The organism is Saprospira grandis DSM 2844 (assembly GCF_000275825.1).
Classification (GTDB): Bacteria; Bacteroidota; Bacteroidia; order Chitinophagales; family Saprospiraceae; genus Saprospira; species Saprospira grandis_A.
On the sequence record NZ_JH719942.1, the window covers coordinates 809,926 to 832,677 of the forward strand.

Here is a 22,752-nt window from a genome sequence, read left to right on the forward strand (position 1 = left end):
TGCATTTAGCAAATTAACCCTAAACTAACTGAAACTATGTTGAAATCCCCCTACCCCTTTATCCTTCTCTTTATGTTTATGCCTTTTTTTGGGCAGGCGCAAATTAGCACAATAGACTCTGTAGAGCTACTAGAATTTGCTCAAAAATTTGGTGGTTTAGATAGCTTGAATATACCTATACCTAATAGTTGGAACTCTTCGCCTAATTTGGCGAGTACAGAAGTTTGGGTACCTACTAACCCGGCTTCAGATTGGTATGGTGTAGATACGGATGCCTCTGGGAATGTCATTCGGATTGATTTGAGTGGATTGCCTTTATCTATGCCCATTACGAGTTATAGTTTAGCTGATTTTTTCTTTTTGGAAGAGATTTACTTAGACAGTTGTGGGTTGTTGGGTTCTTTTCCTGCTGCTATGTTTCAGGGGGGGCAGCAAGCGCTCAGAGTAGTTGATATTAGTAATAATACGTTATTCTATGATAGCAGTTTTTACAGTATCAATTTTTCGGGGCAATTTGGATTGGAAGAGCTATATTCCCATAATACCTTTATTACGCCTAGCGCTTTATTTTCCTTTTATCCAGCTAGTGCTCAAAACCTTAGAGTACTTGACATTAGTGGAAACGGCTTTGTGGGGCAGTTAGATATGGCATCGGCGATGAGTAGTTTAGAGGTATTGAAGGCCAAGGACAATGCCTTGACGGGCATCATTAATGCCTCCAATGCGACTGTTTTAAATTTGCTTGACATTAGTAATAATGCGATGACCACAAGTGCTCATATTGAGGAGCTGCTAGAAGACTGTCCATTGAGCCGTTTGGAGGCCAGTTCTGCAATGAATGTGGCGGCGGGAACCACCTACCCTTTTCCGGACCCGACGCCCAACTTTACGCCTTACAGCCTTCATTTGGACCTTTCGTATAACAACTTTGATGGTATAGCCAATTTGGATAAGCTGGTAGATCAAGCGACTGCAGTATACATTAACCTATCGCATAATGAGTTGGATAGTGTTTATCCTTTGCAGAATAGTGTTAATCACTTGGAGTATTTAGATTTGTCTCATAATACCATTCGTTGCCATTTGGACAATAACTTTTTGGCTCCGTATAGAGAGCTTCGAGAACTGCGTTTAAACAACAACTTTTTTTATGGGCAGATCAGTAGTTTTCCGGATAATACCGCTGAATTTATGGAGGTTTTGAACCTTTCTGGCAATCTGGGACTGGTGGGTGTTTTTCCGCTAGAAGATTTTTTAACCGCCCAGGATCTCAATGCTCCTTTGACTACCTTTGACATTTCTAATTGTAACTTTAGAAAGCTACAGCCCACCTCTGGCAATGTTCGTAACTTTAGTAATTTGAAGCGCGTTGGCATAGATGGCAACCGCTTTCATTTTGATGACTTCTTTACGCTAGTTCGAGCAGTGAATGCCCCACAGTTTACCGTACACAATAACCTTCCTGCGGGAGTTACTGCTCCTGTTAGTCATTATATTCCACCTTATTGGAATAGTGGAGCTGGCGCGGGTCTTCTTTTTGATACCTTAGCTGCTTTTACCTATGGTACGGGTATCGATAGTGCTGGAGTGGGCGGTGTTCGTCGGAGAGGCACTGGCAAATATGTTTATCTCCCCAGCAATGTAGGCTTTGACCCCAATTTGGTCAATACTGTTCGTTGGTTTAGAACGAAGGGACTTACTCTAGAAAGCTTGGGCGGCTTAGCCTCTGATGGAACTCCACAGGGTTTTGATAATACCATTTTTCCAGTTACGGCCACAGATACAGGCTTTTTGGCTGGGCCAGATATTGATCATCCCAATATTTTGAGAGTCGGACCGCTTGATTCGGCAGCGCATTCTGTCTGGAAATACTTTGCCGAGGTGCGCCATGATTCTTTTCCGCTCAAGGGCTTTGCTAGCCGCCCAAAACGCCTAATTGTGGGCAACTGTTTTGATAGCTTGGGCGCTCCGATTAACTGCCAGCAGATGTTGGTGCAATTTCAAGATACCATTTCGGCAGAAACAAAACTGGCCCTTAGAGAAGAGCTAGGCGTTAGCTTGATCGATTCTTGTGTTTGTGGCTCTATTGAGCTTTGGGAAATTAGCGATACTTCTAATCAAGCTTTGGTGGAAAATGTAGGGCGAGGGACAAGAAATACGGCAAGTACCACAAGAGGACAAGCAGAGCTCCTCAGTGCCGACCCCAATTACCAACTCCTCGGCCCAGGTGGTAGTGGTAGTGCTGCAGCCCCCAACTTTGCGCCCAGCCACCCCAACAACAATCCCGTTCTAATTGGGATGATTGATGCCGGTATTGACTATAATAATAGTAGTTTGCAAGAACGCATCTGGGTCAATACCGAAGATAATGATAACAATGGCATTGATGATGATGGCGATTGTGAGCCAGACAATGGCTGGGGTTGGAACTACCTAGACCGAAACGGCAATGTCTATGACGACCACGGACACGGAACAGCCGTAGCCTCGGTTCTTGGCGGTTTCTCTAGCCCCAATATCCTACCCAATAGCAACAGTAATGACGATATTGCCATTGTGCCTTATAAGTATACCAATGGAACAGGAGCAGGTTCTGTTTTTGAAGCCGCTTGTGCACTTCGCCAAGCCACCGATTATGCCGATGTTCTTCCTTCTGGCGATACGGCCCGCATTCGCGTGGTCAATGCAAGCTGGGGCTATTATGGAGAGCCTTGTATTTTGCTAGAAAACACGATTAAATATGCAGGCAGTAAGGAGCATTTGCTTTTGGTTACTTCTGCTGGAAATGATGGCTACAATACGGCCAACCAAAAACACTGGCCCTCTAATTCGCCTTTTCAGGAGGACCCTCAGGAGAGCTTTAACGACAATGTTTTGGCCGTGGCTTCCCTAAACCCCAACAATCCCGACTTCTTGGCCAGCTACTCTAATTATAGCGCTATGCATATTGATTTGGCTGCCGATGGGCAGGTAGATGCTTTTGTTCCTGGCCAAACGACTATGCAAAGCCAGTCGGGGACCTCTTTTGCCGCTCCTCAGGTGGCTCGTGCAGCCGCCCAACTCTTTGATGAATTTCCCGATGCTTCGGCTTGTGCTGTGCGCAATGCCCTCTTGTTGGCTAGCACAAAATTGCAATCGGATGATAGCCTAAAACTTAGCTCTGGAGGTCGTCTGCATTACCAAGATGCTCGCCAAATTCTATACAACACCATTGATCGTCAAACTTGCTCAGACAACTATGTTCTAAGCCAAGAGCGCATCTATGATTCTGCCCATGAAGAGGAGCACCTGCTCTGGCTTTCTCCTAACCCTAGCCAAGGCCAAATTCGCCTGCAAAGCCTAAATGGCCCACTCATGGTTCGCATCCTGAGCCTAGACGGCAAAGTCTGGCAACAACTAGAGCTTCAAACTAGCCAAACCCTAGATCTTTCGGCCTTGCCCGCTGGCATGTACCTGATCGAATCTCGCCAAAATGATCGTCTGCAGGTCCAAAAATGGATCAAGCAGTAGGTTCTTCTATTTACTTTTTGGGGCCTCCGCCTCGCTGCGCTCGTCGGCGCTATGTTTCGGGGCTCGCAGCTCTGCTCGGCCCTTCGCCGCCTCCTGCGGCTCGGTCTGGCCCTGCGGGCCACCCCTACACAGCGCTAGGCCGCTCAACAGCAGAGCAAAAGCTAAACTTCTTGCTTCGGCCCCACACCCCAAAAAAACTCCCCTAATTATGCTAAAAAAAAGCCTTTACCTCCTCCCCTTTCTCTTGCCCCATCTTCTGCTGGCCCAAACCGCCGAAGAGTATCTAGAACAGGCCCAATCGGCAGAAAGCCCAGCCGCGGCTCAGACCCTCTACCAACAAGCTGCCCAAAAATTTAAGGCCCAAGGCCAAGCCGATCAATATCTACAAGCCCAAGCCGAATGGATCAAGGGCCAAATGAATGATTTAGGCTATGCCAATAGCCGAAAATTACTAGAAAACGCCATTAAAGAAGGCCAAGAAATGCTCGGGATGCAGGGCCAAGGTATGGCCCTACTTCATAAGTACCTAGGCTATACCTACTACTATGAAGATAACCTGATTGATGCCACTCCAACCCTAGAAACCGCCCTGGCACTAAGAGAAAAAGCCAACCCCAATGACCCCGAACTCTTTCGAGATTTTTTCAATCTAGGGGTCGTTTACAACAGTTTTGGAGCCTACCAAAGAGCTAATGCAAAATTAGCAAAAAGCTTGGCCCTCGCTAAGCTAAATAAAGCGGAAGAAACAGTCATTTATCGCATTCAAATTGAGCTAGCCAATAACTTAACCCTCTCCTTACGCTATAAGGAGGGCCTCCAATTACTAAATGCTATAGAGCCTAAACTTAAAAATCTAGATCAAAAAGCAAGTAATCAACGCCTGCAAGCTTTCTTCTATACTAAAAAAGCTAATTCCATCTATGAACAAGCAACTACCTATAAGGAAATGCTTCAAGCGGCCCTAACAGAAAAAAAAGCCCTTGCATTTTATGAAGCTGGACAAGATAAAGTAAATAGCATAGTATCTAAACTCAAAATCATAGAGTTTTATAGGCTGGCCTATGTAGACAAGCCTGATGAAACTTATATGAAAAAAGCTTTTAATTTTTTTGAAGAGATAGATAAAAGTAGCCTAACCCCTTACCAATTCAATAAGTATTTAACTATGGCGACTTTTTTTAGTAGCCATAATCAGAACGCTGCTTTTTCCTCTCAAAAAATAGAACAGGAGATTAACCAACTAATAAAGTCCCCTCAACTTACCACTTTCAGTAAAAGTAACTTATTTTCTACTCTTGCTACATTAGCTGCAGCTCAGAAAAAATGGACCAACACCCAAGAACAGCTAGATATGGCAGGCCGCGCACTCTTAAAAGAAGGTGCAGAAGTAGAAGGAAATATTTCCAAAAGTTGGGTAAATCAGATTAGCCATCTCGATTTATTTTCCACTGTGTTGATCCGAAAAATACGCTTCTACCAAGAGCAATACGCCCAAGAAAAAGACAAAGCCCTTTTAGTGAAAAGCTTGGCCCTTATGGAGGTCTATGATGCTGTAGTAGATGAAATCCGCAAACAGCTTAATGAATCTGGAGGACAAATGGCTTGGTCTAGCTTCTTAGTAGTAGACTACAAATATGCGCTCAATGCCTGCTATATTTTAGGCCAAGAAGACCCTCAATACCTAGAAAAGGCGTTCTATTACTCAGAGCGAGCAAAAAGCTTTTTGCTCTTACAGTCTTTTCAGGCAGCAAAAGCCAGACAAGAAGCGGGCTTGCCTCAGCAACTACTGGAGAAAGAGGAGGGCTTCCGCCAAACAATTACCGCTCTTAAGCAGGATATTTTTCAGTATAAGCAGGCGGGCCGAAGCAAGGAGCAAGCCGCCCAAAATTTAGAAAAAGAACTGTTGGCCCAAGAAACAGCCTTTAGCAACTTTCAAAAAGAGTTGCAAGAAGATTATCCAGCCTATTATCAAATGCAATATGAGTTGCCTATCCGCGACCTAAAGAGCTGCCAAGCGGCCTTGGCCCAAAACCAAGGGCTGCTAGAGTTCTTTGTTGGAGAAGAATATACTTATAGCTTTGGCATCCAAAAGGACCAAATTCAACTAAAACGCCATAAAATTAGCCGAGATGGGCTAAGCAAACGCATCAAAAGCTACCGTAATAGCATTTATGGGCATTATTTGGGCCTAGGCAAAAAAACAGAGGAGAGCTACAAAGAAGATGCAAAGGCTTTTTATGAGCAAGGGTTGGCTTTTTATCAGGACCTTATTGCGCCCTTGGGCAAACTGCCTGAACGGCTCATTATTGTGCCCGCTGGAGCTTTGGCTACTTTGCCCTTTGAGCCAATGATTACCGCTAAGGTGGAGCAGCCCACAAATTATCAAACGCACCCTTATTTGATCCAGAAACACGCCATTAGCTACAACTATTCAGCAACACTTTGGCAAGAAATGAAGGAACGCAAAGGCCCTCAGGCTAAAAAAGAACTTTTGGCTTTTGCCCCTGAGTTTGGGCAGGGAGCAGCTTCTTTTGTGCGGGGTCGACGCTTTGCGCTTTCTCCACTTACTTATAATAAAAGAGAGGTGGAACGAGTCCGTGAAATTTGGGGCGCAGGCGATATTTTTATGGGCCAAGAAGCAACTGAAGATAAATTTAAAGCGCTAGGCGAAGACTATAAAATTATTCACTTTGCCACCCATGGCATGGCCAACGACCAAGATCCAGATTTCTCGCTTTTGGCCTTTACCGAAATTGCCGATAGCATAGAAAATGAGTTTTTGTATGTGAGCGATATTTACAATATGCAGCTCAAAGCCGATTTGGTGGTCCTTTCTGCCTGCGAAACAGCCTTGGGAGAGCTCAATGAAGGTGAGGGCAGTATTTCTTTGGCTCGGAGTTTTTCTTATGCTGGGGCCAAAAGTATTTTTACCACCCTTTGGTCGGTAAATGACCAAGCGACCTCGGCCTTGGTAGAAAACTTTTACTACAACCTCAAGCAGGGCATGCCCAAAGACAAGGCCCTACAAAAAGCCAAAACCATGTTTTTGGCGGCGGGCAATCATGAAACCTCGCATCCTTTTTTATGGTCACCTTATATTTTGATTGGCGATAGCCAGCCTATTAACAGCCCTTCTTCGCTTTGGGGGTATGGCCTAGGTGCTGCGGGAGTTCTTTTATTGGGCGGCGGTTTTCTTTGGTTTAGAAGAAGAAAAAAGCAAGAAGCCTAATTTGGTCCAGAAAGGCGCGAAGCGCCTTGGCCACAACAAACCCTTTAGGGTGCAGTTCGACGACCAGAGGGAGTAACCGATCTGCAGGCAGGGCTGGCTCAAAGGGCCGTCAGGCCCGCAGGCCTAGCGATGTGAAAGGGGGGCCACAGGCCCGACCGAGTTTTTGAGCGTAGCGAAAAACGAAGGGCCGAGCAGACCTGCGAGCCCTGAAACGTAGCGCCGACGAGCGTAGCGAGGCGGAGGCCCCAAAACATCATAAAAAAGCCCAATACTTAGCGTACTGGGCTTTTCTTTATTTAAAGCTCAACTTATTTTTTTGGTCTTTAAGGTGTTTGAGGTATTCCTCCAATTCGATTTCATCCATAAAGAGGACATCTCGGGCTTTGGAGCCTTGATTGGGGCCTACAATGCCGGTATGTTCTAGTTGGTCCATAATGCGGCCAGCGCGATTGTAGCCCAATTTGAGGCGTCTTTGGATCATGGAAGTAGAGCCCGATTGATTGATAACGACCAGGCGGGCCGCATCCTCAAAATACTCATCTAGATCGTGTAGCACTTGGCTGAGTTGGTCGCCACCGCTACCGCCCTCCTCGCCATAAGTGGGCAGATAATAGGGTTCTGGATAGCCAGGTTGCTCGGCAATATGTTCAATAATTCGCTCCACTTCGGGGGTATCGACAAAGGCACATTGGAGGCGGATCAGGGTAGATCCTGAAGAAAGCAACATATCTCCTCGGCCAATGAGTTGTTCGGCTCCGCCAGCGTCCAGAATAGTTCTGGAGTCAATTTTTGAGGCTACTTTAAAGGCTAAGCGGGCGGGAAAGTTGGCCTTAATGACCCCGGTAATAATGTTTACCGAGGGGCGCTGTGTGGCAATAATCAGGTGGATCCCCACGGCTCGGGCCAGCTGTGCGAGGCGGCCAATGGGCAGCTCGACCTCTTTGCCTGCGGTCATGATAAGGTCGGCAAATTCATCAATGACCAAAACGATAAAGGGTAAAAAGCGGTGGCCTTTTTCGGGATTGAGGCGGCGAGCCACAAACTTGGCATTATACTCATTGAGGTTACGCACCCTTGCTTTTTTGAGCAAATTGTAGCGTTCATCCATTTCTACGGTTAGGGAGTAGAGGGTTTGAACTACCTGAGCGGTTTCGGTCACGATGGCCTCTTCTTCGCCGGGCAGGTAGCCCAAAAAGTGCGAAGCGATGGCATTATAGGGCGAAAGCTCTACCTTTTTGGGGTCAATCAGGATAAGTTTGAGCTGAGAGGGGTGTTTTTTATAGAGCAGGCTGGCAATGATGGTGTTGATTCCCACCGATTTACCTTGGCCCGTGGCCCCTGCAATCAGCAAGTGAGGCATTTTGGCCAAATCGGCGACAAAAACCTCATTGGAAATGGATTTCCCCAAGGCGATGGGCAGGTCCATTTTGGCATTTTTAAATTTGGGCGAGGCCAGCACCTCTTTGAGAGAAACAATCTGTTTATTGCGGTTGGGCACCTCAATACCGATCGTTCCTCGGCCAGGAATGGGGGCAATAATCCGAATCCCCAAAGCGGCCAAACTCAGGGCAATATCATCTTCTAAGTTCTTAATTTTAGAGATACGCACCCCTGGGGCGGGCACAATTTCATAGAGGGTGACGGTGGGCCCGATGGTCGCCTTAATTTTAACGATTTCGATTTTATAGTTGAGTAAGGTCTCAATAATTTGGTCCTTATTCGCTTCTAGTTCGGCCCGATCGATAACGGGTTTTTGGTCCTCATAGCTTTCTAGCAAATCTAAAACGGGGCTTTCATATCGGGGCAGCTCTAGAGTGGGGTCATAGGGTTCGATATGGTCCGAGTTTTCCTCTGCGATGGCTACATCTTGGGCCAATTTGTCTTGATCAGACAAGAGCTCTACATCTAGTTCTCCATCCGATTCGGCCTGTTCTTTCTTTTTGGCCTCTAGATTGAGTTCGAGTTGGTTTTCGGTCAGGCCCTTTACTCGTTCTTCCAATTCTTTGCTCTTGCTTTTCTTTTCTGCTTTGGCTTCTTCCGCCACAAGTCCTTCGGCCCGCAGGCGTTGGTCTTCGGTATGCTTGGGCAGCTCAGCCTCTCGCTCTTCTTGCGTTCGGGGGCGAAGCGTTTTGGGCTCTTCTTTTTCTTTGAGGCTTTCGTTTTTATCCCCTGCGGCCTTTACATCTTTGGGTTTAGGCTGATTTTTGGGCAGCTGTTCGGCCTGAAAGGGGCTTTCGCCTTTGATAAAATTGTTAAAGACTCGGCTTAGGCTGCGCAGCACTGTTTTTGGGGCCAAGCTCGACATAAAGAACTGCGGGGTCCATTCCTGAAAGTTGGGGTTGCGTAGCCAGACCAAAATAATTAGGGCAATAAAAATTAGCATGCCCACAATGCCCGCCGTTCCCACAAAAGAAGAGAGCGAGCCAATAATTAGGGCACCAAAACTCCCGCCCCAAGGAAACTGAGAGCTAGCCGACTGAAAAATAAATTGTAGCAAACAACTGGTCCAAACCATACTGACCAAGCCCCGACGATAAATTTTGAGCATAGAGCGAATCCCCTCGCCCATTACCAAGTTGTAGCCCGTTTTATAAAACAAGCCCACAAAAACATAGGAGGAAATCCCAAAGCCCCAATAAAAGAAGCTATGCGAAAGCACCGCCCCCAAACGGCCCAACCAATTACTCATCTCTTGCGGACGAAGCAGGATGGCCCAATAGGCTTTGTCCCAATCTTGTTTCCAGGTAAATAGATAAGAAGTAAAGGCAATCAGTAAATAAAGTGATATAAAAATGAGAAATAACCCAATCATTTTGGGCCAACGCTCGTCTTTATAAAAATTCATGGAGATTTGTCCTCCAGACTTCTTTTTTTTCTTGGCTTTAGACATGCTTTTTGCTGAAAGTTTTGCGAAACCCAAATTTAAGGAAAATTAGTAGCTTTGCCAGTCCTCTAGCAAGAAAAGCTCGTTTATCCCCTATAGCCCTAGACCTAGGGCCGCAAAAGCGAAACAAACACCCCAAATTTTACGTTTTTAATTCAATTTAGCCCCCTCAAACCTCCACCGCCTATGAAATTTATCCTCTACCTCTTTTGCCTCCTCGGCGCACTCTCTACTTTTGCCCAAAATGACAATACCCCCAACCATCAACATGAAGTGGTTCTTGGGGGCGGCCTACACAGCCGAGGCTATATGTTCGGCGGGACCTACAGCCATTTTTACCAGCCAAAACGCGCCTTCTTAGGCCAAGCCCAATTTGCCTATATTAAACACCCCAAAGAACGGGTGATGGACAATGATAACAATATTTCTATTAGCAATAGCGGCCAAAGCCGATACACTTTTGGCAAACAAAATAGCCTCTACAGCCTCCGCCTAGGCGCTGGCCAACGCTTTTTCCTCTCGCCCAGAAGCCGCAAACAAAATCTCGCCCTCGCCTGGAGCTATACCGCCGGCCTCAACCTCGGCCTGCTCAAACCCTATTATCTCGACCTCATCTACAGAACAAGCAATGATGGCGTAATTATCCGCTCCGAAACCTATTCCGAAGATAATCGCTATAAGTTTTTAGACCCCCTAGATATTAACGGCGCATCTAGCTCTTCTATGGGCTGGGACGAGCTCCAAGGCCGCACAGGCCTCTACCTCCAAGGCAGCCTCTACTTTGATTTTGGCCCCAGCGACCAAATCGCCAAAGCTATCGAAATTGGCCTCTCTGCCGACTATTTCTTCCAAGAAATGCCCATTATGCTCGAACAGCCCGACGAACGCCTTTTTGTCAATATTTTTATCCACTTTTATCTAGGTAAACGCTGGTAATTTGAGGCCTTCGCTGCGGCGGTTACTCCCTTCGCTCGTCGAACTGGCGCCCTAAAGGGCTTGTTGTCGTTCTGGGGCTCACTGATGTTTTGGGGCCTCCGCAGCTTCGCTGCGGCGCTACGTTCCGGGGCTCGCAGGTCTGCTCGGCCCTGCGGCGCAAGCGCCTGGGTCTGCGGCTGCGCCGCCCCCCTGCACATCGCTAGGCCAATCTGCGGCTGCGCCGCACTGCGCCTTCGGCGCAGCCCAACTGAACTTAATTGGCCTAAATTCCTCGGCTTTTGGGCAAAAAACAGTAATTTTGCCCCCATTCTTTTCCATCAGCTAACCGAACAGAAGCCAATTTCTGCTGTTCTCAAAATAAAACTTGCTGTATGTTCGAACTTCCAATCGTTGAATCTAAAAAAGAACGCCGCAAAAAGCCAGATTGGCTTCGGGTGAAACTCCCCATCGGCGAGAATTATAGAAAGGTCCGCGATTTAGTGGACCAATATAAACTGCATACCATTTGCCAAAGTGGCCACTGCCCCAATATGGGCGAATGCTGGGGCGAAGGTACTGCCACCTTTATGATTTTGGGCAATGTCTGTACCCGCTCTTGTTCTTTCTGTGCCGTGGCCACGGGCCGCCCACCAGAATATGATGAGGATGAACCCCAAAGAGTGGCCGAGGCCGTCCGCCTCATGCAGGTCAAACATGCAGTCCTCACTTCCGTCAACCGAGATGAACTCAAGGACCGAGGCGCCGCTATCTGGCACCAAACTGTTCGGGCCATTAAAGAACAATCACCCCAAACCACTATCGAAACCCTCATCCCCGATGTGCGCGCCAATTGGGAAGCCCTAGAAACTATGATTTCTGCCGGCCAAGAAGTGGTTTCTCACAATATGGAAACCGTAGAATCGCTCTACCGCAAAGTACGCCCCCAAGGAAAGTACAAACGCAGCTTAGAGCAAATCCAACGCATCAAAGACTATGGCAAACGGACCAAAACAGGAATCATGGTCGGCCTAGGCGAAAGCAAAGAAGATGTCTTCAAAATCATGGACGACCTGCTCGAACATGGCTGCGATGTCCTCACTATTGGCCAATACCTGCAACCTACCAAAATGCATATCGAAGTGGCCGAGTATATCCATCCCGACCTCTTTGCAGAATATGAGCAAGTCGGCCTAGAAAAAGGCTTCGACTTTGTAGAAAGTGGGCCCCTCGTCCGCTCTTCTTATCATGCAGAACGACATGTTTATCCCAATCAGAAGAAATAAAAAAAAGGCCCTTAGGGGCCTTTTTTAGTTTATAATTGTTTGGCGGTTGTTTTTTTGAACCCGTAGGTTGAAACCCACAGCAACCAAAAGGCCATACTAAACGCAATAAAAATGAGCCGAGGGTTGAAACCATCGGCCCATAGCAAACAAAGGCTTTAGCTCGCTTTTGCATAGACCCATAACCATGGGCTGAACGCAAAACTACCCAACCGCCGAGGAAAACAGCCAAAAGAAAAAAGACAGCTGAGCGGCCTAGCGATGCGAAAGGGGGCGGCAAAGCCGCAGACCGAGGAGCGAAGCGACGAAGGGCCGAGCAGACCTGCGAGCCCTGAAGCGTAGCGCCCGCCGAAGGCGGGAGGCCCCAAAAAAAACAGCAGTCCAAAACTGAACTGCTGCTTAAAAAATGGAGCAAAATGGCTTAGAACTTTAGGCGGAGCTGCACTTTTAGTTCTGAGCGAGTATTGCCCAAAATTAGATTTTGGCCCGAGCTAATCTCCTCGCGATCGGCCCAATAAGTTTGTGCATAGCGGACCCAAAGCGTTAGTTTTCGATTAAATTTATAGCTCGTGTTGATGTAAAATCGGCTGCCACGGCCATAATAAGCGGGCACCGAAAATGCGTAAAGCACATCATTTTCGTAGGCATAAATGCGGGTATCATAATCTTCGGTGGCAAAAATGGCAAATCGAGTTTGGACCTTGAGGGGCGCAAAACGGGCCGACCAAACCAAGTCTTGGTACATCATAAAGCCCTTGCTGAACTCATGGTCCTCATAGAAGGACAGCTCCGCTCGGCTGCGGATTTCCCACTCTCGGCTCAGGCGATAGCGAAAATGAATGCGGGCATTTTGCCGCTTTTTGTCAATCAGATAATCGTAGGGCGTGGCATTATCAGAGCGGTTGCCTTCTTTTTGCTCAAAGCGATATTGGAAGTAGAGGTTCCAGCGGTAAGCGGGCTGATAATCTAGGCGAACAAAATACTCATGTCCCTTGGAGGGTGCGTCAATATTGGAGCGCAGCCAAGGAAAAACGAAGAGGTCAAAATAGCCGCTAAAGCTCAGGCCACGGCCCAAATTGGCATTGAGGCCCATATATAGGCCCTTTTCGTTATTGGTTCCAGAAGACTCGCCAAAAGCATTGCCCGTTAGGGTCTGATACTCTTTGGCATAATTCCGATAAATCAGAGCCATGCTCACTTTTTCGTCTAGGGCCGCCGTCAGGCCGTTGATGGTTGCCAAGCCGCCATTATCACTCAGCGCCGTTTCGCCAAAAAACTGTAGGTTTTTGTAGGCCAGATTATAATCTAGACTAGCATTGAGCAGCGACTGCCCATTAAAGGCATACTTTTGATAGAGGCGGGGCGTGCGGACCAAAGAGTCGCTAAGGCGGTTATAGACTACATTTGCGCCAATTCGCCAAGTATTGGCCTTATAGGTCATATTGGCCCCCGTGGTAATTTGCTGCAAGCTGTTTTTGTCCTCCAATTCGTTTTCGGTCCGATGCAGACCACTCAATTGCAAAGAAGAAACCTCTAAGACCTCAAAAGAATCATCTAGGCTATCGGTTTGGACCAAAGAGATATTGCCATCTCTAAAACGGTGCGAGCCAAAGACCGTCGCCTCCCATTTGCTGCCGCCAATCGTGGCCGCCCCACCCCGCATAAACAAGGCCTCATTGACCGAACTATAGGGGCGAATTTTATTAGACAAGCGCTTAATATTGAGCACGGCGGCCCCCTTTCGGGTACCAAAGCCACTCCAAGTGGTGAGTCCCTGCCCAAAATAGACCTGATAATCGCCTAAGGCAATGGCTTTGACCCATTTATTGTAATCTTTGATAAAGAAATGGGCCGAAAAATAATCGGGTAATTTCGTCTGGTTTTTCTGACTAAAAGGCGTCAGCCATTCTTCACCCGCATCCTTTTCCAAGGTCAGGCCCATACTCAAACGGTCCTTGTAAGTGAGGCGATAACGCAAATAAAGTTTGTCGGGACTCCCCAAAAAGTCGGGATCTTCCCCATCCTGAGGCAGAAAACCAGCTTGATCCTCTATATTTCGCTGATAGCGCATAAAAACTTGCTGCCGCTTATATTTAAAGGCCCGTTTAAAGCTAAAAGCCTCCATTTCCTTAGTGGCTTCTAGACTGACAAAGGGCAGAATTTTGGCAATGCTACTTTGGTCAAAAGTGGGCACGCCCTGTAGTTCATAGAGCGAAAAGATTTGGCCAAAGCGATTTCGGTAGTTAATCAAGGCCTGAATCTGAATGGCCGACAGTAAGTTCAGGGCCTGTAGCTCCTCCCGGCTCGCCTTATTGATGTCTAAAGGGTTGCGTTGATAGATTTCGAGGTTTTCAAATTCTGTATCAAAATCAAACTCTTGCGCATCGGCATCATCCACCAAGTTTTCAATCTGGATTTGCGTGGCGCTATTGTCATCTAAAGGAGCGTCTGTAGTATCTACCTGACCAAAAAGGCTGGCAGTTAGGCCCATAAACAGGCCCAATAATGATCGTCTTAACATAATGGACAAAGTATTAAATGGGCAATTTTATTCTTCTTCTGTTTTGGCCTCGGCGGGTTTTTCACTCTTTTGCAAGCGATAACTTAGGGCAAAAGAAGGCGTAAACCCAAGCACTTGATGATAGGCCGTGGCCAAATCAATTTGTAGCTCGTCTAGGTCTAAGCCCAAACCAAAAGAAAGCTGGCTCAAATCACTGAGCTGCATGCCCGCTCGCAACTTAAATACCTTATGGGCCTGATACTCAATACCGGCCTTGGCCCCAAAAGGCTGATTGTAAATATCTTTTTCTAGGGCCGCATAAATCCCCACTTTTTCAGAGGGATGATAGGCCAAACCCAAATTAAAAAGGGCCGGCAGACGCTCGTCCAATTGGCCCAATTTGGCATGTACCGGATTATATACATGCGCTGCTAATGTCAATTCTTCAGTAATTTTGGCCGTCAAGCCCAACTCAAAGGTAAAACTATTGGCCGAGCCATAATTCGGAATCCGTGTCCCCAAATAATCTAATTGTACCCCCAAAGCAAAACGCTCCGATAGCTTTCTGGCATAGGCCAAGCCAATTTTTTGCTCGTTATAGGCCGAAAAACCAAAGTAGTTCAGCGTCAAACCAAAGGTCCCCTGATTATTTTCTAAGGGATAGGCCGCCGCAAATAAAAAGGAGTTGAGCCCCTCGGCCAAAAATCGCCGCTCGCCATAGGCCGAAAAGCTCAATTCTTCTAAAAAAGCAAGGCCAGCCTGGTTGCTGTAAGCGGCATTGATGTCGGTAAAAGCAACCGATGCATTCCCCAAGGCCGCCCCTCTGGCCGCAGCCGATTGAGGTTGGCCCTGCTGGGCAAAAAGTCCAAAAGCCATACTGGACAAAAGAAGAGTGTAAAGCGTTCTCATAGTTTTTGTAATTTGCTGATGATGTTGGTTTTTTTTGGGGCCTTCGCTGCGGCTTCGCCTTGCGGCGGTTACTCCCTTTGGTCGTCGAACTGCGAACTAAAGTTCTTGTTGTCGTTTCGCAGCTCGCTGCTATTTTGGGGCCTCCGCCTCCCTTTGGTCGTCGGCGCTACGTTTCGCAGCTCGCAAGTCTGCTCGGCCCTTCGCCGCTTTCAGCGGCTCGGTCTGGCCTAACGGCCACTGCTGCACATCGCTAGGCCAAATGGAAGCCCTGCGCTTCGGCCATTCTTTGATAAAAACTTCAGGCTAGTCAAGGCATTTTTTAAAGGCATAGCCCTAGCTATGGCTGAGAAAAATAAGGCAGAATAGCAGGAAATTAATTCAAAGGATAGAAGTGGCAGGGCTTTCATTTGGCCTTCGGCCAAAGGGAGCAAGGCAGCCAGCGCTTGGCCGCCCAACAAATTACATAATTCAGTAGCCTTCTACAAAAGAGGCTTGGCTTTCTTAAAGTTTAATTAAAGCTGAAAGCAAAAAATAAGCTTGTCGCTCATGGCCTTAAGACTGGGCCGCTAAAAAACAAAAGACCCAAAATCTAGGATTTTGGGTCTTTTGTTTAGCGCTAAAATGAGGCTTAGGCAGAAACTAGCTCTTGTTGTAGGCCTTGGCGATATTGCTCTGGAGAACAATCTTGGCTCTTACGGAAAAACGTAATAAAATAAGAGGGCGTTTCAAAACCCAACTCCTGAGAAATTTCGGCAATAGTGAGGTTGCTATGGCAAAGCAGGCGCTCGGCTTCTAGTTGCACTCTTTTGCGGATAACTGCCCCAGAGGTTTTACCAAAAACGCGTTTGCACAATTTATTGAGGTAATTGGTGCTAATGAACAATTTTTGCGCATAAAAAGAGGGCGCTCTAGAGCTCTGAAAATGCTCCTCTACCAACTGCTCAAACTCTAGCATTTTTTCTTCCTGTCGGTTAGGACGGGCCAATTGAATATTGCGGGCCATTTTTTCGGGAGCAAAACGCTCTTGCAATTCAAAGAAAATAATATTGGCATAAGAGCGCAATACGGCCAATTGCTGCGGCTCTTGCTGGTAGTCATTATACATACAAGCCAACAAAACATTTAGTTTGCTTACCGCATCCTGAGGCAAATCGACTAGGGCCAAAAGGCCTTTTTGCATAAAGGCAAAAGCCTTGAGAATATTGTTGTGATAGCGTTGCTCGAAAAAAGCTGGCGAAAAAGAAAACAGATAGCCTTCAGCAGCCTCTCCTTCTGCAGAAAGCAGAATTTGATCGGGACGAAGCAAAAGCGCTTGGCCAGCTGTTAAGGTCGTTTGGCGACGGTTGAGCTCCATCTTAAGTTGGCCAGCCGACAAATAAAAGAAACTATAGCCTCCTTCTAGCAAAGGAAGTTGCAGTTCAGCCTTGGGCTGAATCAATTGCATATCAATGAGTTGCGGCCCATCTTGGGGCTGATATATAGCGTGAATAGTCATGAGATTCCACTTTATTAGGATAATAGAAACAGGCCCAACAAACTGATTCTTAGCTTGTTGAACACAATAAAATTCAAAAAACGGTTTGAATTTATCCTAAAAGTGGAGGGTGAAAGACAGAAAGACCTGGCCCAGGATTTTCAGAAAAACAGTAGGCTGGAAAAGGGGCAGGTTCTAAAATAAAGGGAATGGCAATAATGGAATTACTTAGCCTAGCAGTAGCTGGGGCCAAATCTTCATACAAAAAGTTAATGTGCAGCTCTTTTTTCGAGTCTAGGCCTTTTTCTTCCTGCTCTTCAGCATCTTCGGCCCAATTATTTAGCTGCTCTTTGTAGTAGCATTTACCTTGGCACATAGGAAACTCATCGGGAATATTTCTATTTACACAAAACTCCTCTGCTATAAGCTCCTGCTGTAGCTTATAGGAAAGGTATACTTGCAAAGGCCGACTAAGGGGCAAGAGCAAAGTACAGATGAGTAAATATAATCCGAATTGCTTCAAAATTCTGCTGCGATTTATTTGTTGGTAATATAATACTTTTGAGCAGAATAAAAAGTGATCAAAGTATTCTTGCCCCTTTTTTAGATGATTAGTCCGCTTTAGTGGTACAAATAGCCATTATAAAATAGCTACGTTTTTTTTGTATTTTGCGGCCCATTTTAACGCCTACTTAACTACTTACGCATGTCGTTCTTTAAAATACATTTGCTTGCTTGTTGTTTGCTTCTCAGCCTACTTGCTTGTCAGCAGGAGCCCGCTAAAATTGAGCATCAGTTGCAGCCTGCAGATGACAGCCGAATTGGGCAAGCCATAGATGCGCAGTTTTTGGCCCATTGGGATAGTTTGCCCGAAGTAGAGCTACTACAAACGGCAGACTATCCACAGGCTTATAATTATTTAGACAGTCTGTTGTTATTTTGTTTGGCCCAACCTCAGTTTGAGCATGCCCAAACCTTTAATTGGCAGTTGCGTATTTTTCAGGCAGCAGAAAAAGAGCAACTATTTGTGGCCCCTGGCGGCTATCTATATTTTTCTACAGACTTCCTTCGCTTTTTGGCCAATGAAGAAGAATTAAAGGCCGTTTTGGCCCATGCCATGCTTAGCATTGACCAACGAATTATTAGCCAGCAACTACAGGAGGCCTTTTCAATTAGCTATTTATTGGACCTTGCCCTTGGGGCCGAACCCGATGAGCCTGCTCAACTCTTGGCGCTAGTAGAAACCGTAGCCTACAAAAAAGAAGAGATGCAGCAACTAGAGCCCCTATTTGAAGCCCTGCTCTGCCAAATTTATAGCTCTCCGGATAGTATGCGCTCTTTTTTGCAAAGAGTAGAAGGACAAAATGATTTTGACTGGGCTTGGCGATTTAATTCTGACTTTGACTGGCCCGCAGCGCTTAGCAACAATAACAACTGTCCCCTCTCTCCCACTATGCTTTCTAGCAATAACTATTTATCCTTTTTAGAACAACTTCCTTAACCCTTTAGCGCCAATTTCCCCTATGAAAAAAAGCATTCTCCTATTTTTGGCCCTAGGCCTCTTGGCCTGCCAAAACAAAGAACAAGAAAATAAAGTCATTCAAGAGATAACACCTCTGCCCAGCGCTACATCTCTTTCTCCAAAAGATAGCCTTAGCCAATTTCCTAAAGATTGGGAAGGCCGCTATGAAGGCGAAATGTACTGGTATGTCAATGGACAACTAAGGGGCAAAATTCCTTGCCGACATGAGGTCTTACCTCAAAAGCCAGGCGTTTGGAGCTGGACCACCGAATTTGACTCTAGCCAACTCGTCCCCAAAACCGTCCTCAAAGACTATCTCTTAATAGAAGATAAAAGCCAAGCCCAAGGGCATTATATCCTCGATGAACAAGATGGAATTCTAATTGACATGATTTTAATGGGCAATAGCTTGTATAGCCAATTTGAAGTGGGCAATAATAAAATTACTACAGTGGACCGAGTAGAAGGCGACCTCCTCTACAAAGAAATTATTATGGTCCCTAAAGACAAAGTCCGAAAAAGCTCCGCTAAAATTGGCAAAGAAAGCTTTGAAGTAAGCGCAGCAAACAGCATTGTTCTCCAAAAATCTATCCTGAAAAAACAAAAATAACTCGCTCTAGAAGAACAGCTTTCATCCTCATTTTAGCTCCCTAAACTTTTTCATAAAAAAAGTCTTGGAGAGGGTGCAAAAGGCTTCATTTTTGGATTAGAAGCAAGCCCCCCATTTTATATTACACACTATGAAAGCAAAACAGCTAATGAAAAACCTAGTTTTACTTCTCTTCTGTAGCCTCAGTCTACAGCTCTTTGCCCAAAACAAAGAAAACCTCATCAACAATGGTCAATTCCGAAATAGCCTAGATGGTTGGGAAATTCTGCTCAGCAATGGGAGCCCCGGCATTAAGGCCCAAATTTTATCGGAGGAGGCAGATTATAAGAAATTTGGCTTGGCCGATAACTTTGTCGGCACCTCTTTTGTCGAAATTGACGAAAACTCTAGCATTCGGCAAGATGTAGAGCTAAAAAGCATTGAACCACACAGCCTTGTTTTTGCCTATGCCCCTCGCCCTAATGCTGGCGATAAACAACTCATTGTAAAAGTAGATGGTCGGGCCGTTTGGACCACCACCCTAGGCAACCAAGATGCCCTAGGTCGTTTTCAGTATAAAGCCATTAAGTTGATGCCCGAAGAAAAGTCGGCCCAAATTAGTTTTTATGTGGTCTCTCTTTCTGGAAAAAAGGACCAAGGCGTTTTCATTGCCGATATTTTCCTCAATGAAGAGCCACTAGTAGATTTGTACATGATTGATAAACACTAATTTATGATTTGGCGCATTTTCTTTCTCTTGCTGCTCAGCGCCCCTCTTTTGGGGCAAATGGCCGCTCCTGACTTTCAATTGCAAGACCATAAGGAGCAATCCCTTGACTATCAGGAAGCTCGAAAGGCCAAGTATTACCTGCTCTTTTTTTGGCACTTCCAATGTAGCCATTGCCAACAGGGCTTGGCCAAGGTAGAACAATTTTTAAAAGACAAATCGCCAGAGGATATTCAGGTCGTTACGATTTTTCCCTTTGCCCACCAAAAAGAAGAATTTTGGGCCTATGTGCAAGATAGTAGCAACCAATTGCAGACGCCTTTCTTTCAGCATGCTACAGATTATAAAGCCACGGCTCGCCGAGCCTTTGCGCTGAAAGGACAGCCGCCTTTTTTGGTTTTGCTCAATGCAGAAAATGAAATTTTATCTTCTGGCTTTAAAGCCAAAAAATTGCAGCGCATCTGGAAAACGCTCCGCTAAGCTAAACAGCCCCTAGGGGCTGTTTTTTTTGTCCCCCTGCTTTTAGGTCGAGTTTTTGCGCAGGCTGAAATTCTTTTGTTCCTCTTTGCTAAAATACTATTTTTAAGCGTTCGTTAAAGCCTTGGCCCTATTGGCCCAGCGCTGCGGAGCGGGTGGCCGAAGGCCAGACCGAGTTTTTGAGCGCAGCGAAAAAACGAAGGGCCGAGCAGACCTGCGAGCCCCGAAGCATAGCGGCGGCCGACCTAGGCAAAGCCTAGCCGGCCGCGGGCCCCAAGAAAAATAAAACCCTACAGAAAGACTCATATATCTGTTTCATTAAAACCAATAAAAATGAAAAACATCTTACAGTCAGCGTTTTTGCTGCTTATTTTTCAGTTGATGGGGAGTATAGGCGCGCAGGCCCAGCTCATCAACTTTGAAGAAACTTGGCAAGCCTTTTTAAAAGATCCTCTGACGGCCTCTGTTTCAGAACTGCCCAAGCCGCCAAAATCTAGTGTGGGCGATTATGCCAAATATCATTTGATGTATGCCAACTCTAGCTTTTGTGCCGACGAATTGATTGATGCAGAAAGCTTTTTGAGAGAGCTCAAAAGTATGGATAAATCGCAATACGATAAATATCCGGGCTTTTCGCAGCGCTTGGCCGATTTGGAAGGAAAAATGAAAGCCTACTACAAAGTAGATGTACTTTGGAAGCGTCATTTGCAGAAATTTGATGTTTCTAGAGGCGAACTAGAAGGCGCCGAAGAAGGCCGCAAAGTTTGTGAAAAAGGGACCTTGGCCAAATATTATCAGATGATGTCGATGGCCTATTATTGTGAAGGCAATGAGGTAGAATCCCTCAATCAGTTTGAGAATAAAGCCATGCGCATTGTAGACAAAACCTCTTTGCAAGCTGCCGATGTAGAAGGTCTGCCCGGCGAAATTAAGCGCTCTAAGGCCCATTTTAAGGTCTTGGGACAGCTCAATAAAGCCTGGAAAACCTATATGGATAGCGATGTATCGCCTGGTTTTGAGCCTGAAATGCCTCTTTATACCTGTTATACCATTCCCAATATGAAAGCTTATATGCTGCGGGCTATGGTAGATGTTTGTAAAAATGGCTCGGAAATGCTGGCCAAAATTAAAGCACTAGAAGCCGAAAATACCCATGATATTCCCGCCGACTTGGCCGAGAAAATTGGTTGGTTGGAAGCCGAAGTGAAGAAATACAACGGAAACTTGGCCGTGCTCAACAAAGCTTGGGGACAATTTACCAGCAGCGGAAAAGTAGACCCCAGCCTAAAATATATGGGCGAATACTGCGAAAAAGATGCGCAAATTAAGGCCTATACTATGGCCGGAACCCTAGATTACTGTAACATTGGAGAAGAAATGCTCGGCAAAATTGCAGCAGTGCAAAAAGAGTATAATCCAACCCTAGACGCCACCACCAAGGCCAAAATTAAGGCCCTAGAAAAATTGGTGACAGAAGATGCCGCCCGCCAAGCCAAACTAGAAGAAGCTTGGGCCGAATTTGTTCCTCAAGATACCCTCAATAGCATTGATTTTGCCTTTGAATACTGCGATAAAGAAGCCCAAATCCGTGCCTATATCATGGATGGCCGCGTCAATGCTTGCTACAAAGGCGAACAACGCCTAGCCGATATCGATAAACTCATGGCCTCGGCCAAGCCTAGCCTACAAGCCGATACCAAAGCCAAATGGGAGGACCTCAAAGTTGTTGTGGCCAAATATCGTGGAGATATTGCCGCCCTAGACCAACTTTGGGCCACTTTTATCAAAAATAATGATACCATTCCCAATGAGTTTAGCGTAGAACCCTACTACTGCGATAAAATTACTCAGGTGAAATCTTGGTGCCTAGTCGGTAATGTGAATACCTGCGAACAAGGCCAAGAATACATGGACAAAATTGATAGCTATACCAAAACTTACAAACTCAAATATGACCGCGAACTAAGCTGCCGCATCAGTCGCCTCCGCCAACAAATTTGGGACTGCCGCTACTGGGAACTCGTGCGACAAGCACAACGCGAAACCCATGAAGAACGCGAACGCTTTGGCCCCGAATCTGCCGAGAATATGCGCCTAGACCTCAATAACGATAAACTTCCCTGTAAAACAGAGGTGCTCTATGAACCCCTCGGAAAAATTGGCGTGCGCTACGTCATCCAAACCTTCCTCTGCCAAGGAACAGACCTCGCCAAAATGGGCGATCCCGAATACTATAAGAAAATTGCCGGTTGGGTAGATACCGAAGTACTAAGCAAATATTGCGAAGCCAACATGCGCTGTAAAAAAGATTTTTATATCTACCTAGAAGGCCATACCGATGGCCACCCCTTTAGCTTCCACCGCTACAAAAAATCTTTGGGCGTTCCCCAAGGCACCGAGTTTACTCACTTTGTAGGCAAAGGAGAAAAAGAAGCCACCGATACGATCGTTAAGAAAACAGCACGCGAACTAAGCTTTGACCTAAAAAGCAATATGGAGTTGGGTATCGCCCGCGCCTGGACGGTCCGCAAGCAACTTCAGTTTATGAACGTTCCCATCACTATTGGCGCCTATGAGCACCCCTCTAAAGAGCGTGGAGCCGACTACCGCCGCGTAGATGTCGAGCTAAATATTACCAACCTTTTGCTCGATTTTTATGAAAAACGCCTAGCCGAACTCATCGAAGAATCTGGCATTGGCGAAAAACCTAAAGATTGTAAAGGCTAATTCTTTAGC

At 46.2% G+C, this 22,752-nt stretch carries 14 protein-coding genes; 9 read left to right on the forward strand and 5 right to left on the reverse strand.

Annotation, left to right across the window (positions count from 1 at the left end; genetic code table 11):
* Positions 1-36 precede the first annotated feature (36 nt).
* Together SAPGRDRAFT_RS03805 and SAPGRDRAFT_RS03815 are read left to right on the forward strand one after the other, a co-directional pair.
* The gene (locus SAPGRDRAFT_RS03805) at positions 37-3,510 is read left to right on the forward strand and encodes a S8 family serine peptidase (protein WP_002657320.1); all 3,474 of its coding nucleotides are present in this window, start codon (positions 37-39) and stop codon (positions 3,508-3,510) included.
* 208 nt (positions 3,511-3,718) lie between these two features.
* Positions 3,719-6,739, forward strand: coding sequence for a CHAT domain-containing protein (locus SAPGRDRAFT_RS03815; protein WP_002657322.1), 3,021 nt, complete (start codon positions 3,719-3,721; stop codon positions 6,737-6,739).
* A 292-nt stretch (positions 6,740-7,031) separates the two neighbouring features.
* Here the strand turns inward: SAPGRDRAFT_RS03815 and SAPGRDRAFT_RS03820 are convergent, their stop codons facing one another.
* On the reverse strand, positions 7,032-9,629 hold the full coding sequence (locus tag SAPGRDRAFT_RS03820) for an FtsK/SpoIIIE family DNA translocase (RefSeq protein WP_002657325.1): 2,598 nt from the start codon (positions 9,627-9,629) through the stop codon (positions 7,032-7,034).
* Positions 9,630-9,809: 180 nt separating this feature from the next.
* Here SAPGRDRAFT_RS03820 and SAPGRDRAFT_RS03825 point away from each other — a divergent pair, with 180 nt between their 5' ends.
* Positions 9,810-10,559 (forward strand): hypothetical protein, encoded by a 750-nt coding sequence (locus SAPGRDRAFT_RS03825; protein ID WP_002657327.1) that lies wholly within the window; start codon positions 9,810-9,812, stop codon positions 10,557-10,559.
* A gap of 371 nt (positions 10,560-10,930) precedes the next feature.
* Positions 10,931-11,821, forward strand: coding sequence for a lipoyl synthase (gene lipA, locus SAPGRDRAFT_RS03835; protein ID WP_002657330.1), 891 nt, complete (start codon positions 10,931-10,933; stop codon positions 11,819-11,821).
* A gap of 418 nt (positions 11,822-12,239) precedes the next feature.
* Here the strand turns inward: lipA and SAPGRDRAFT_RS03840 are convergent, their stop codons facing one another.
* The 4 genes from SAPGRDRAFT_RS03840 to SAPGRDRAFT_RS03860 form a co-directional block, all read right to left on the reverse strand.
* On the reverse strand, positions 12,240-14,339 hold the full coding sequence (locus SAPGRDRAFT_RS03840) for a ComEA family DNA-binding protein (RefSeq protein WP_002657334.1): 2,100 nt from the start codon (positions 14,337-14,339) through the stop codon (positions 12,240-12,242).
* Positions 14,340-14,366: 27 nt separating this feature from the next.
* Positions 14,367-15,227, reverse strand: a complete 861-nt coding sequence (locus SAPGRDRAFT_RS03845) for a hypothetical protein (protein ID WP_002657335.1) — start codon at positions 15,225-15,227, stop codon at positions 14,367-14,369.
* 628 nt (positions 15,228-15,855) lie between these two features.
* On the reverse strand, positions 15,856-16,722 hold the full coding sequence (locus SAPGRDRAFT_RS03855) for a helix-turn-helix domain-containing protein (RefSeq protein ID WP_002657337.1): 867 nt from the start codon (positions 16,720-16,722) through the stop codon (positions 15,856-15,858).
* Positions 16,723-16,813: 91 nt separating this feature from the next.
* On the reverse strand, positions 16,814-17,224 hold the full coding sequence (locus SAPGRDRAFT_RS03860; RefSeq protein WP_002657339.1) for a hypothetical protein: 411 nt from the start codon (positions 17,222-17,224) through the stop codon (positions 16,814-16,816).
* Positions 17,225-17,407: 183 nt separating this feature from the next.
* Between SAPGRDRAFT_RS03860 and SAPGRDRAFT_RS03865 the strand changes: the two genes are divergently transcribed.
* The 5 genes from SAPGRDRAFT_RS03865 (at position 17,408) to SAPGRDRAFT_RS03885 (ending at position 22,743) form a co-directional block, all read left to right on the forward strand.
* Complete coding sequence (locus SAPGRDRAFT_RS03865; protein ID WP_037349812.1) at positions 17,408-18,202, forward strand: hypothetical protein; 795 nt, start codon at positions 17,408-17,410, stop codon at positions 18,200-18,202.
* Positions 18,203-18,224: 22 nt separating this feature from the next.
* Positions 18,225-18,833, forward strand: coding sequence for a hypothetical protein (locus tag SAPGRDRAFT_RS03870; RefSeq protein WP_002657342.1), 609 nt, complete (start codon positions 18,225-18,227; stop codon positions 18,831-18,833).
* A gap of 148 nt (positions 18,834-18,981) precedes the next feature.
* Positions 18,982-19,542 (forward strand): hypothetical protein, encoded by a 561-nt coding sequence (locus SAPGRDRAFT_RS03875; RefSeq protein ID WP_002657344.1) that lies wholly within the window; start codon positions 18,982-18,984, stop codon positions 19,540-19,542.
* A gap of 3 nt (positions 19,543-19,545) precedes the next feature.
* Positions 19,546-20,019 (forward strand): TlpA family protein disulfide reductase, encoded by a 474-nt coding sequence (locus tag SAPGRDRAFT_RS03880; RefSeq protein WP_002657346.1) that lies wholly within the window; start codon positions 19,546-19,548, stop codon positions 20,017-20,019.
* A gap of 330 nt (positions 20,020-20,349) precedes the next feature.
* The gene (locus SAPGRDRAFT_RS03885) at positions 20,350-22,743 is read left to right on the forward strand and encodes a hypothetical protein (RefSeq protein ID WP_002657348.1); all 2,394 of its coding nucleotides are present in this window, start codon (positions 20,350-20,352) and stop codon (positions 22,741-22,743) included.
* The last annotated feature ends 9 nt before the right edge of the window (positions 22,744-22,752 follow it).